Genomic DNA, 12,668 nt, shown 5'->3' with positions numbered 1-12,668 from the left:
CCCCACCGACGGTCAGAGCTGCCCCCGCTCGATCAGGTCCCTCATCGCGTCCTCGGCGCGGCGGAGCACGATCCGTCCGTCTCCGTCACTGAACGCGATGAGCGCGGCCTCCGGCGCGATGCCCGCCTCCGCGAGCAGGCTCATGGGGAGTTCGATCCGGCCCTGGCTGTCGATCTGGAGTTCAGATGGTTCCCTAAGCATGGGAAGAGAGTGGCACCCCTCCCTACGCCCAGATTGGCCGACGGCGGGACAACGAACATGGCAATGGGAGACGACACGGCGGGCACCGGTTGGGTCAGTACCGAGAAGAGCGGTCACCTGCGCGGGCGGCGCGTACGTGACACCGCTCCGGAGGTCGCTCTGCGACGCGCCGTGCATCGGCTCGGGCTGAGGTTCCGACTTCAGCGCCGGGTGGCCGCCCGCTGCAGAGCGGACTTCGTCCTGCCCAGGTACCGCGTCGCCGTCTTCGTCGACGGGTGCTTCTGGCATGGCTGCCCAGTACACGGGCCTGCGGACTTCCGAGGCCCGAACGCCCCGCTGTGGAGGGCGAAGATCGAGACGAACAGAGCGCGGGACCTCCGCAACACCGAGGCGGCCGAGTCGGAGAACTGGACCGTGCTCCGCGTTTGGGAGTGCGAGATCCGCACCGATGTCGAGCAGGCCGCGCTCAGGGTGTACGAAGCCTGCACCGGGCAGCCCTCCTGATCGCCATCTTCCAGCCCGCTCCCCCTACGTTGAGGTCTGTTTCCTCTCTCCGCGCTCCCTGACCTGTGATTCCCCGTTGCCCTTTGTGGTCACTGAGACGTCTGATGCGTCGGACTTCCGCTTGCAGTGTTTACTCAGCGGGCATTCGGAGCACATCGGTTCACGCGCGCTGCAGACGGTGTTGCTGATGAGACGCAGCGCCGCCATGCGGAGCGGTGCGTCCTCGCCCCCGGCGCCCACGAGCCTTACCAGGTTGACCCGGCCGTCACTGAGTCTGTTCGTGCGGTCCGCGTCGCTGTCGTTCAGACGTGCGGCAACGCGTAGCGCCCCTTGGCCCACCCAGAGGAGGTCCTCGCCCACCAGCAGGCGATAGAGCGACGCTTCGGCCGGCTTGAGGGCGAGGCGCTTGGGAATCTCAAGACGCCTGTTCTCCTGCCAGGCGGCTGAGTCATCGACGAGCGGAGCAAGGCGTTCCAGTCGTGTCCTGATCTTCTCGGAGGGGGCTGCTTCCAAGAGGTTCTGGAACGCCTTGGACGTGAGGGTCTTGCGCCATCTCACGTCCCTCAGGATCTCGTCCAGTTGGGCTGCCGACGGTTTGGCGCCGGAGACAAGCGCAATCACGGCTGCCGCGAGCTGCGACATCTGCTCGCCGGGGAGGTGGCACCAGTCGTCGCCGTTCCGCCTCTCCCGGGCCCAGGCCACCAGCTCCTCCCTGACCTGCCGCCAATGCGGCTGTAGTCCTCCGAGCTGTGCCTGCACGCCTTCCACGGGTGCGAGTGCCTCGGCTGCTGCCTTGCCCAGCAGCGGTGGCACCGCGTTTCCGATCTGCCGGAAGGCGTCGCTACGGGTGCCAGCGAACCGGAACCAGTCCGGGAACGTCTGCACCCGGGCCGCCTCACGCACAGTAAGTGTTCGGGGCTCGTCCGGGTGGATGTACCAGTAGCCGTCCTTGGCGATATGCGCAGTGATGGAACGGCTGCGCTCGCCCCAGGCCAGCTTCTTGTACTTGTCCGTGAAGTTCTCGGCACTGTAGCGACGGAACTCCTCCGGAATATCCGAGTACAGGGTCTTGGAGTCCATGTGCTCGGAGAAGATCTTCCAGTCGTCGTCTCGGACCCGGCGCGTCATGTGGTCCCAGACAAGCCCCTCCGGGGCGCCCTTACGCATCATCTCCACGAAGGCGGAGGGAGCCTCTGGCATGCGGTAGGGCATCTCTCGTTCGCCGACGCGTTTCCTGGGCTGCGGATCGAGGCCGGGAAGGTCGCCGATCGCCTCACGGAGGTTGGTGAAGCCGTCCTGCTTCGGCTGCCAGTCGAAGCGCTCGACGTCGTTCCTCGCGAGCAGGATCAGGCGCTTCCGGTGCTGCGGAACACCGTAGTGCCAGGCGTCGACAAGGCGGACCTGCGTGGCGTACCCAAGATCCTCCAGGTGCTGCTCGATCGTGCGCACCACGAAGAAGTCGTCTCCAAGCCCCATGTCTGGCACGTTCTCCATGAGGATGGCCCGGGGCCTGACACGCGTGACAACGTCCACGTAGGCGCGCCACAGTTCCTTGCGAAGATCCTCCGGGTCCCGTTTGTGGTTCGTCACAAGATCCCGGATCTTGCTGCGTCCGGCGCGGCTGAAGGGCTGGCAGGGAGGCCCGCCTGCGATCAGGTCGATGTCAGCAGTCTTCAGGAGCTCAACCAAGCGGTCACGCTCGTCAGGGTTACCGAGGTCCATGTGGAGACTCATGCCGGGAAAGTTCGCCGCATGGGTCTCCAGAGCGCGCTCGTCGAAGTCGACGGCAGCCGCGACCGTCCAACCCGCCTGCTTCACGCCGTAGCTCAGACCACCGGCTCCGGAGAAAAGGTCGACGGCGAGCCGCTTGCCCTTACCGTGGGTCTTCAGCCATTTCCGGAAGTCCTCCGGAGAGCAGCTCTCCTCGTGCCGTTCGAGCGGAAGGTAGTCGCTCCGCTCCAGGGGTACGCCGTACTTCCCCTTCTCCACAGCACAACCTCCAACACGCACGAGACGAACGAGCACCAGGAGATCACGGACACGCTCGCGGAAGCAACAATTCCGACGAGGTCGAGCCTCCCGAACACCCGGCATCCACCTGGCTCGATCCGCCAGCGGGCTTCATGATCGGTAAGGTTCGCCCACTGTGTCTTCGAGATGATGTTTCTGGCACACCCTTGAAATGATCGATCGTACGGGATGCCACCGACAGCTCGATCAGGGGCCTCGCGCACAACCATCCCGTTCCACCCGTTATGCCCCAACGGATCCGCCCGCCAGAAGGCACACCCGAGTGAGTCATTTCCCTGGTTGGCGCCGCTCTGGAGCGGTTTTCAGCCACTCCTGAGCAAGGATGTCCTCAGCCGCACGGCTACGCACGGGCCGTCATCCGCAACGTCGATAGAATCTGCCTCCGTCCCGCCGCGCTGAGGGCTGGACCGGAACGGACCGAAAGTGGGGCCCAGTTGGATACGGTGGGCACGGAAGCGTATCTCCGGCCGCGCGCGCGGTTGATGAGCACCTTGGGCGAGGAACTGATCAGCAACGAGCGTGTGGCGCTCACCGAACTGGTGAAGAACTCCTACGACGCTGATGCCAGCCTCGTACTGATCCGCTTCAACCCACCGCTCGAGGAGGGTCAAGGCTCGATCGAAGTGTGGGACGACGGGCACGGCATGTCCCCGGACACGGTGCGCGGTACCTGGATGGAGATCGCCACTCCGCACAGGCACCGGAACCACCGCAGCGAGTCGGGCGGGCGGCGTGTGCTCGGAGCCAAGGGCATCGGTCGGTTCGCAGCCGCCCGCTTGGCCCATGTCACCACCATCACGACGCGACGTGTCAACGAGCCAGAGGTCACCCTCCGGATCAACTGGGGCAACTTCACGCAGGGTGACGCCTACCTGGACGAGGTTCCGGTCACCTGGTCCACAGCCTCGCCGTCCGTCTTCGCCGTGGGCGGCGAGGCGGAGCGGAACTTCGCCGAGGTCGTCAGGGGGTTCCAGACAGCTTCGGCCGGCGTGTCGGTTGGTCACGGAACCGTAGCCCGACTCGAGAAGCTACGGATGCCCTGGGGGCCCGACGCCGTCGAGGCCCTCAAGCGCTCCCTGTCACGGCTCCTGCCCCCGCCGCCTCCCGCTGAGTTGTCGGTGCCGGACCAGCCGGAGTTCGCCATCTACGTAGACACCCCTGACGGTCCGCTCCGCCACCACGCCGGCTTCGTGGCCGCCAGCGAGACACTGGCCCACCCGCTCTACCGGCTCGTCGGCACTGTGGACGCCGTCGGGAACGCGCACCTGGCCATCTACGCCAGCGGGGACGAGCCCGTGGAGGTCGTCGAGGAGAACCTCCGGAAGGACTCGGACAGGCCGTCCTGCGGACCACTGAAGCTGGACTTCCGCGTATGGGACCTGGAGAAGTCGGCGCTGGAGCCGCTCTTCCACATCGACACCGGGTCGAAGAACCTCACCGAGGTGCGGAAGCTCATCCGGGACAACAGTGGCGTGGCCCTGTACCGGGACGGGTTCCGTGTCCAGCCGTTCGGCGAACCGGGCTACGACTGGCTCGGGTTCGACCAGCGACGTGTCAACAACCCGACGATGCGACTGTCCAACAACCAGGTTGCCGGATTCGTCTACATCTCGGCGGACGAGAACCCGGGCCTCCAGGACCGGTCGCACCGGGAAGGGCTGATTGACAGTCCGGAGTACGAGGAACTGAAGACGGTCATACTGCAGGCGATCTCGAAACTCGAGATCCAGCGCTACAAGTTGCGCCGCCCGGAGTCCACGGTGAAGACGACCAGCCAACTCCTGGTCAGCCCGTCCCAAGCGGGAGGTCACGGAGTCTTCCAGAGCTTCAACCTGGATCCGCTACGCCAGGTCGCCACCAAACGGTATCCGAACGATGTCGTCCTGGGACGCGCCATCGAGGAAGCCACGGCGACGATCAACGAAGGTGTGCGTAAGGTCCAGGAGATCATCTCCCAGTTCTCCCGGCTCGCGACGCTGGGCACCCTCGTCGACGTCGTGCTCCACGACGGCCGGACGGCACTGGCCCGCATCGCATTCGACCTTCGTCGACTCAGGAAGATCACGGGGAAGGTCGAGGTCCACGACACGGACCTATCCGGCGCGCTCGGCGAGCTGCACACGGATTTCACCGCGCAGGAGAGGGCTCTCGACCGGCTGTTCACACGCATCGAGCCCCTCAGCGGTCGGCAGCGTGGGCGTCCCCGCGAACTCTCGCTTCACCAGAGCATCTCCGAAGCTGTCTCCGTACTGGAATCCGAGATCGCCAAGCACGGTGTGATCGTGACCATCGGGGGGGAGGACGTGACGGTGACGGCCGAGCCGGGTGACATCAGGACGCTCGTGCTCAATCTCGTGAACAACGCGGTGTACTGGCTGTCAACGACGCCCAGCGGGACGGCACGCGAGATCCTTGTCGAGACCGAGCGTGCCCAGGAGGGCGAAGCCGACGTGGTGGACATCACGGTCAGCGACAGCGGGCCCGGGGTGCGCGAGGAGATCAAGGACCTGATCTTCGACACCTACTTCAGTGACAAGCCGGACGGTATCGGTCTCGGCCTCAGCATCGCAGGCAGCGTCGTGAAGGACTTCTACGACGGTGACCTGTGGCTGGTAAGTCCCGGCGCCCTCTCCGGCGCGAGTTTCCGGGCGCGACTGCGAAGGAGAGTTGGGTGACGACGCCGGACGTTGCGTATCGCGTACTCATCGTCGATGACGACGCCAAGATGACCGAGGACCTCCGGGAACTCCTCATCGACGAGCTCACGGACCTGGGGCGCATCGAGTTCGAGGTCGAGCAGGACTTCGCGAGCGCGGAGGAGCGACTGAACCACGAGGACTTCGACTTGGTCATCCTCGATGTCCGGGATGCCGCTGACGGCAGCCCGTCTGCGGACATAGAAGGACGCGGACGTGAGCTCTACAAGAAGATCGCCAGCGTCAGGTGGGTACCGGTGGTCTTCTTCACCGGCGTCCCTCAGCAGGTGCGTGCCTTGGAGGAGCCTCCTCTCATCCGTGTGGTGACGAAGAACGCTTTGGACGACATCGCCCCTGCGGTCCGAGAGGGGCTGCTTTCAGGCGTGCCGGCGTTGACGCGTCGCATCTCCGGTCTGGTCGAGCGCCAGGTCCGCGATTTCATGCGCGACGTCGTTGCACCGCACTGGACCGAGATGGCGGCCGCTGACCCGAATGAGATCGCTCCAGTCATCGTCAACCGCCTCGCGGCCTGGCTCAGGGAGAACGGCCTCCGCGAGCTGGATCGCGTCGTGGACGGCGACCTCGTCGCAATAACAGGGCGGTCCGCGGCAGCACGTGTCTATCTGATGCCTCCTGTGACCCACCACCTCACGGCGACCGACCTCCTCGTCGATCCCCAAGGCGGTTGGTGGCTGGTCATCACCCCAGCGTGTGACCTCTACGAGGACCATCCGGACGCGACGGTTGAGAAGCCTCGCAAGGCGAAGGTCCAGTACGTACACCTGGCCAAGGCGGACCGCGTGTTCACCGACGACGGGGACGGCTCTGAGTCCCCGCCCATCACCGCCTGGCTGTCGAGCGCCAAGAGCAACAAGGATAAGGGCCCCGCTCAGCGTCCCTTCAGGGTCGATGACAACCGCTATCGTGCACTCCCTCGCTATCTCGACGTCCCGGACCTGGTGATCGACTTCGAGAACGTCAGATCGGTATCGCTTGATGAGGCACGGGGTTGGAAGAGGGTCGCGACGCTGGACAGCCCCTTTTCTGAATCAATGCTGATTGCGTACAGCCGATCCGTCGGCCGCATCGGGACGCCGGACCTCAGTTTCGACGACGTACAGGTGCGGCTCGGGCTCGCGAAGCCGAAATCCGAGCCTGTTCCCATTCAACCGTCCTCCAGCCCGCCGAACGGCGCGGTGCTCAACCCCTGAGTTCCGCACCGTTTGGCCCTTAGGGCCCGGAACCGTCATCTCAGTGGTGCTGTGAGGATGGGATCGGGATTCACTCTGCCATCCACTGGTGCGCCGTCCACGGCACCCGCACAAGCACGGCTGCGCTGTCCCAGTGGCGATGTTCTGAAGCCTTACGTGGCCGACGCGCGTCGGCTCCTCTGAACGTGAGGAGGAGTTCCTGGGGGTTCCCACTCCTGCGTGGGCGATCACCGGGTTGCTCTTCTGTGACGACATCAACTGCGCCCCGTAGATGGTTGGTTGATGGAACCCAGGTAGCGGGCGAGAGGGAGCTGGGCTAGACGTTGTCCCGTAAGTGATCTTGTCGTGGGATGATCGCGCGGTGGGTGGTGTGATCACGGCCTCGGAGCCGTCCTGGATAGCCCCGTTCACCGGGCTGAGTCCGCGCTCGTTCGGCAAGCTGGTGGCCGCGCTGCGGCGGGAGGGCGTCGATGCACGGGGCCGTGGCCGGCCGTGGCGCCTGCCGTTGGAGGACCGGGTGCTGCTCGTGGCGGCGTACTGGCGCACCAACTTGACGATGCGGCAGCTCGCGCCGCTGTTCGGCGTCTCGAAGTCGGCCGCGGACCGGGTGATCGACCACCTCGCGCCGCTGCTCGCGTTGCAGCCGATGCGCCGGCCGCGCAGGGACACCGTCTACATCGTGGACGGCACGCTGGTGCCCACCCGCGACCGCACGGTGGCCGCCTCGTCCAAGAACTACCGCCACTCCACCAGCCACCAGGTCGTCATCAACGCCGACACCCGGCTGGTCGTCCTCGTCGGCCGACCCCTGCCGGGCAACCGCAACGACTGCCTCGCCTGGGAAGAGTCCGGGGCGAAGGAAGCGGTCGGCAACGCAACGATCATCGCCGACGGCGGCTACATCGGCACCGGCCTGATCATTCCCCACCGACGCCAGAGCGGACAGACGCAACTCCCCGCCTGGAAAGAGGAACACAACTCCCTCCACCGCCGGGCACGAGCCCGCGTCGAGCATGTCTTCGCCCGCATGAAGACCTGGAAGGTCCTGCGCGACTGCCGCCTCAAAGGCGACGGAGTCCACCACGCCATGCTCGGCGTCGCCCGCCTGCACAACCTCGCCCTCACCGGATAAGCACAGTCACAGCCCGCATCCGACGACTCAAAGATCATTTACGGGACAACGTCTAGACCGAGCGCCCCGTCGCGACTGGCTTGGATATGTCGCCAGCTCCCGTCCGCTGTCAGTGCCGTGAGACATGATTGGAGGCATGATTCCTTCGGTCGGTTAGGAGCCTCCGTGATCCCAGTTGTGGACATAGAGATTGACCCCACGTTTCCCGCCAACGTGGCACTCGGTCTACCCCCCGAGGACGAGATCGATGAAGAGGGGTACGGCTTCTTTCGGGGCGTCTGGGACATCGGCGACGTGAGCCACGAGGAAGCCGTCACCATGGTCAAAGAGGAACGGCGCCTTGCCAGCCTGGTTGACCTTGCCGCGTCAACTCACGCTGACTTCGAGGCAATCGCCAGAGCCTTGGAGGCCAACGACCCGGACTGTCTGCCAGCAGGTTTTGCCGCCGAGCATCCCGAGAGCGAGATAGTCGAACTCGTTGGGGGCGGCTATGAAGCCGAACCGCTTCTCGGCTCCTTGGAGCTTGGCGTGGCGGGTCTCTCGTACGCCCTCACATCCGTTGGTTGCTTCACTGCAGCAAGCTGCCGGAGTCACCTGTCCCATCACTCATGGTCTGAACGTCCCATCGTCTACTTCGCAGCGGAGCGCCCGACCGCCCACTGGCTGACACCGTTGGTTCGCGACACCGGGTGCGGATTCGGGGATGGCAGCGGCCACGGACGGTTGTTGTTCGTGGAAGCGCCGTCGATCGCGAACTTCATGGACTTGGCTGACCGGATAGTCGGTCAGGTGGAGCGACAGTCACCTCGTAGGTGAGTAGCTGTTGTTGTACTGGACCTGAGCTTGTTGTTTTGATCTCCGCGTACGAGCCTCGTTCGGAACGCGGAAGTCAAGAAACAAGCTAAGACAATGTCTCACGTGGTGAGTTTCGCGAGCTTCTTGTAGCAGGTCAGGGTTGCCGCGAGCCCGAGGAAGGCCAGGAAGTGGCTGCCTTCGCGCTCGTACCGGACGGTCAGGCGGCGGTAGCCGAAGAGCCAGGAGATTGACCGTTCGATCTTCCAGCGGTGTCGGCCAAGGCGCTCGCCGGACTCGACGCCGGGCCGGGCGATACGCGGAACGATGCCCCGCTCACGCAGCCACTTCAGCCTCTCAGCGGAGTAGTACGCCTTGTCGGCACGGAGTATGCCGGGGCGGCGTCTGCGGGGACCGCGCCGGGACCGGATGGCGGGTATGCCGGCGACCAGCGGCAGCAGCGCCTGGCTGTCGTGGACATTGGCGCCGGAGACGCCGAGGGCCATGGGTAAGCCCTGTGCGTCGGACAGGACGTGGAGTTTGCTGCCTTTCTTACCGCGGTCGACCGGATTGCGCCCGGTCAGCGATCCCCCCTTTTCGCGCGGACGGAGGCCGCATCCACAATCGCCGAGGACCAGTCCACCTCACCACGGGCGCCGAGTTCGTCCAGAACGGTCTGATGCAGGCGACGCCAGAGGCCGGCCTCAGTCCATGCGGCGAACCGGCGGTGTGCAGTCGCCGGCGAGACACCGAACGTCTCCGGCAGATGCCGCCAGGCGCATCCGCTGGTCAGCACGTACACGACGGCAGTGAACACCGCTCGCTCATCAACCGGGGCCGTGCCTCCGCCCTGCGGACGCGACGCAAACGGCGGCAGCAACGGAGCAACGAGGGACCACAGTTCGTCAGGAACCAGCCTCTGCGACAGACCAACACGCATGGCACGGCATCATGCCGCATCAACCCGACACCACATGAGACAACCTCTAAGCCCCCCAACAAGCTCCAAGTCTTCGTCTGTGGGTGGAGGTATGCGAGAGGGGGTCTGACCTGCGGTGGGGCGGAGGCCGGTGAGTCCATTGAACGCGCCCGGACGCCCACGAACGAGACCACCGATCCGTGGGTTCTGCCTGGTTAACGGGCTCCCAGGGCCTCGGAGAAGGCTGCAATGATCGTTTCCCGTTGAATGGTGGTGCTGTGTACCCGTGCGACACGGTTGAGCGGGCAGCGTTCCCTGACTACTGTGCTGTTTCCGGCGCCGATCCGTGTTCCAGGTAGGCGGTTATGCCGTGGGCGCGGGCCTGGATCCCGGCGGTGATCCGGCGTACGAGGCGGGGGATAGTGAGCTCTGGCAGTTGCTCGGCGTGGTGGAAGTCGTAGCTGCGGAGCTCGTCGGCTTGCAGCGCGATCTGCTGGCGTTGGTCCGCGCTGAGACGGCCGCCGTCGAAGAGGTAAAGGACCTTGTCTCCCTCTCCTGGATTCGGTGCCCAGTCCACGACGAGCAGGCGGCCGATGTGTGGCTTGATACCCAGCTCTTCGTGGACTTCGCGTACGCAGGCTTGTCGGGGAGACTCCCCATGCTCGACGTATCCGCCGGGGATGTCGCGGTAGTCCTTGTACGAGGGTTCGACGAGCAGGACTCGGTCGGCGTCGTCGAAGAAGAGTGCGCCGGCTGCCATGCGCGGGTGGGCCATCTTCGCTTCGTGCTCGTTCTCACTCACGGGACGGACTCTAACCGCCGACGACGCCGAGCCTGCGTGCCAGGTCTGCCACCGGCTGGGACGGGCGGCCTCGGGTACCTCGGATCCAGCCGATGACCAGTTCCCGGCTCAGGTAGTGGTGGCGCACCTGCTCGGGGGCAGCCTGTTCGGCGTCCAGCAGGGTGGCCAGGGCTTCGTCGGTCCGGTTCCAGGCGCTGAGTGCTCGGGCGACTTCCAGGTTGTGCCTCACGCGGCGTTCCACCGGCAAGCCGCTGGTGTCGATGCGTTGTCCGAGGTCCGCCGCTATCTGGATGTCTCCGAGCTCTCCGGCGGTAGCGACGCAGTGGATGGCCACGTTCGTCGGGCCGAAGGCCGTCCACAGGTGGTTGGCATCGGTGCCCAGCCGCTGTGCGGCTTCGTCGGCTTCTCGAAGGAAGGTCTGCGTCGTCGCCCGGTCCTCCGCTCGGGCGGCTGCCATGGCGCCGGCGAGGAAGAGGGTGCCGTAGACCGAGAGGTATTCGTCGTTCGCGGTGTCCAGGCCGGGCTGCATCACCGCCGCCGCATCGTTCACCAGCTGGACCGCCGGGGTGAAGCGCCCGGTGGCCAGCAGGCAGTGTGTGACCGCCCGGAAGAGCGAGCCCGTCACCGCGCTCTGGCCGCTGTGCTGCGCGGCCGCCAGGCCGCGGTCGGCGGCGATCCATGCCAGCTCCGACTCCCCGACCTTGCCCAACACCATGGCCGCGCCTTGGTAGGTCAGGGCGAGTAGGGCATGTGCCTCCTCCCTATTACGCCCCGAGTACCCGCGGGATGCGGCGAGGGCATCGGCCAGTACGAGGGGAAGGCGTCGCGTGGCGAAGCCGTAGCGAGACGCCTGATAGGCGTCGAGGATCTCCTTCACGTTGGCCCGAAGGTCCTTCAGGGCGGGCGGTTCGTCATCGGGCGGAGGTACGAGCAGCGGCGTGAGCTGCTTGTAGTCCATGAGGGCTTCGCGCAGGGCGGGGACCGTGCGGCGGCCGCTGTCGTTCGACCACTCCATGAGGGTCGGTTCGGCGAGCAGGTCTCCGAGGGAGACGTCGAGGGCCTCGGCGAGTGAGGTGATCACCGAGAGCCGGTCGAGCTCGATCCGATTGTTCTCCGCTTTGCTCAGCCAGTCCGTGGTCCGCCCGACAAGGCCGGCCAGGACTTCTTGGGAAAGGCCGCGTCGGCGCCGGTACCAGGCGACGCGCTCGCCGATGGTCAGGTTCTCTGTCATCCCTCGCATGTCCTGAGCATCACCTCGTGGCCGGAATCGACCCCGGAAGGATTTTCCGGGGTGCTGCGGGGCGCCCTACCTACTGTCGCAGTAGATCGAAAAAGCCGCCGGGCAATGTGGTCAACTCCCTCTGCTTCGGCTGGCTTTGGTGATCGGTCCTGCTTCTCAAATGGGAGCAGGGCACGGCTCGCTGATACGGACTGGGGGTGTGGAGGGTGCGCAGCACGAATACAGCGGAGCCGTGGATCGAGCAGGGTCTCGGCCCGTTCGGACCAGCAGCTCTCAAGCCGTACTCCAGAACGCGGTTCGCCACGGACGGCAGTGCCTTGCTGAAGATCTACGTGGGCATCGACCCCGAGGGGCGGCGCCAGCGTGAGGTCGCGACGGTTGAGCGCGCTGCCCTGTGGGGTATCTCGGTCCCGGCCGTCCTGGCCACGGGAAACGATGAGCCCGGGTCTTGGACGGCATTCCGGACGGTGGAGGGGGCGCCGTGCTCGGTAAGCACGCACTCAGCGATTGAGGATTACATCGGTCACGTCGTGGCTGTGAGCGGCAGGCTGCACCGGCCTATCGCTGGCGCCACTCCCGGCTCCGGCTGGGAAGCACGGCAAGCAAGTGTCGTTTCCTCGCACCAGTTCCTGCTCGATCAGTTCTCTCCTCGCTGCCGGTCGCTGCCCTGGTGGGCGGTGCTGAGTGAGGCCCTCCAACCGATCGATTCCCATCCGGTCGTTCGCCTGCATGGTGATCTCAAGCCCGAGCACCTCCTCATCGACGGCGAGCGCCTGCACGTCGTCGACTGGGAGGCGAGCGCCTGCGGACCGGCCGTACTCGACTACACCGACGTGGTGTTCCACCTCGTACGCGACCTGCTGTACGGGGGCATGCCGCCCGGACGCATCCCGGTCGATCTCCTGACCCGGTTGCCGTTCAGCGGGCCGGTCCTGGCCTGGCGCCTCCTCCTCTGGCTCGATCGCCGTCGGACGCGAGACATCGACCTCATTACGGCCCACGACGTCTATCGACTCGCTGCCCAGGAACAGGCTGCCTCCGCGTACCGATCGCTTGTTCAGTCGGTCGCGCTTCTCCGCGCTGCTGGCGTCCCTCGCTGAATCCTCCGCTCCACCGCTCGTCCAGGCGTGCTGACGCCTG

At 65.7% G+C, this 12,668-nt stretch carries 11 protein-coding genes; 6 read left to right on the top strand and 5 right to left on the bottom strand.

All coding sequences use genetic code 11. The features are described from left to right. Nucleotides 1-12: 12 nt before the first annotated feature. Entirely contained in the window at nt 13-201 is a 189-nt protein-coding gene (locus QBL21_RS33540; RefSeq protein WP_407565975.1) for a hypothetical protein, read from the bottom strand. 57 nt (nt 202-258) lie between these two features. Here QBL21_RS33540 and QBL21_RS33535 point away from each other — a divergent pair, with 57 nt between their 5' ends. Then, a complete protein-coding gene (locus QBL21_RS33535) occupies nt 259-705 on the top strand; it encodes a very short patch repair endonuclease (protein ID WP_407565974.1) in 447 nt (148 codons plus the stop codon). Nucleotides 706-729: 24 nt separating this feature from the next. Here the strand turns inward: QBL21_RS33535 and dcm are convergent, their stop codons facing one another. After that, on the bottom strand, nt 730-2,694 hold the full coding sequence (gene dcm / locus QBL21_RS33530; RefSeq protein WP_407565973.1) for a DNA (cytosine-5-)-methyltransferase: 1,965 nt from the start codon (nt 2,692-2,694) through the stop codon (nt 730-732). Nucleotides 2,695-3,218: 524 nt separating this feature from the next. Here dcm and QBL21_RS33525 point away from each other — a divergent pair. From QBL21_RS33525 to QBL21_RS33510, 4 genes are all read left to right on the top strand, one after another. Continuing rightward, entirely contained in the window at nt 3,219-5,411 is a 2,193-nt protein-coding gene (locus QBL21_RS33525; protein WP_407566651.1) for an ATP-binding protein, read from the top strand. Next, nucleotides 5,408-6,643 carry a hypothetical protein gene (locus tag QBL21_RS33520; RefSeq protein ID WP_407565972.1) on the top strand — a complete coding sequence of 412 codons (1,236 nt, stop codon included), beginning with the start codon at nt 5,408-5,410 and terminating at the stop codon, nt 6,641-6,643. The genes QBL21_RS33525 and QBL21_RS33520 overlap by 4 nt, the downstream gene beginning before the upstream one ends. A 361-nt stretch (nt 6,644-7,004) precedes the next feature. Continuing rightward, nucleotides 7,005-7,775 (top strand): transposase, encoded by a 771-nt coding sequence (locus QBL21_RS33515; protein ID WP_407565971.1) that lies wholly within the window; start codon nt 7,005-7,007, stop codon nt 7,773-7,775. A gap of 165 nt (nt 7,776-7,940) precedes the next feature. After that, entirely contained in the window at nt 7,941-8,591 is a 651-nt protein-coding gene (locus tag QBL21_RS33510) for a hypothetical protein (protein ID WP_407565970.1), read from the top strand. 98 nt (nt 8,592-8,689) lie between these two features. On the opposite strand, the gene QBL21_RS33505 is transcribed toward QBL21_RS33510, so the two are convergent. From QBL21_RS33505 to QBL21_RS33495, 3 genes are all read right to left on the bottom strand, one after another. Further along, nucleotides 8,690-9,507, bottom strand: a protein-coding gene (locus tag QBL21_RS33505; RefSeq protein WP_407560850.1) for an IS5 family transposase whose coding sequence is annotated in 2 segments (ribosomal slippage) — nt 8,690-9,157 and nt 9,160-9,507 — 816 coding nt in all. Because the reading frame shifts where the segments join, the coding sequence is not laid out codon by codon here. 298 nt (nt 9,508-9,805) lie between these two features. Further along, nucleotides 9,806-10,288, bottom strand: coding sequence for an NUDIX domain-containing protein (locus QBL21_RS33500; protein WP_407565969.1), 483 nt, complete (start codon nt 10,286-10,288; stop codon nt 9,806-9,808). Between the two features lie 10 nt (nt 10,289-10,298). Beyond that, nucleotides 10,299-11,519: a helix-turn-helix domain-containing protein gene (locus tag QBL21_RS33495; protein WP_125514169.1), complete on the bottom strand. Its 1,221-nt coding sequence runs from the start codon at nt 11,517-11,519 to the stop codon at nt 10,299-10,301. A 215-nt stretch (nt 11,520-11,734) separates the two neighbouring features. On the opposite strand from QBL21_RS33495, the gene QBL21_RS33490 reads away from it, so the two are divergent. Next, complete coding sequence (locus QBL21_RS33490) at nt 11,735-12,628, top strand: phosphotransferase (RefSeq protein WP_407565968.1); 894 nt, start codon at nt 11,735-11,737, stop codon at nt 12,626-12,628. Nucleotides 12,629-12,668 lie beyond the last annotated feature (40 nt).

The sequence above is a fragment of the Streptomyces sp. 184 genome (genome assembly GCF_045781775.1).
In the GTDB taxonomy this organism is placed as follows: domain Bacteria; phylum Actinomycetota; class Actinomycetes; order Streptomycetales; family Streptomycetaceae; genus Streptomyces.
This window is presented reverse-complemented; position numbering and strand designations above follow the sequence as displayed.

Coding starts and splice junctions, on each gene's coding strand:
- QBL21_RS33540 (WP_407565975.1), bottom strand. CDS start 201: ATGCTTAGGGAACCATCTGAACTCCAGATCGACAGCCAGGGCCGGATC.
- QBL21_RS33535 (WP_407565974.1), top strand. CDS start 259: ATGGCAATGGGAGACGACACGGCGGGCACCGGTTGGGTCAGTACCGAG.
- QBL21_RS33525 (WP_407566651.1), top strand. CDS start 3,219: ATGAGCACCTTGGGCGAGGAACTGATCAGCAACGAGCGTGTGGCGCTC.
- QBL21_RS33495 (WP_125514169.1), bottom strand. CDS start 11,519: ATGACAGAGAACCTGACCATCGGCGAGCGCGTCGCCTGGTACCGGCGC.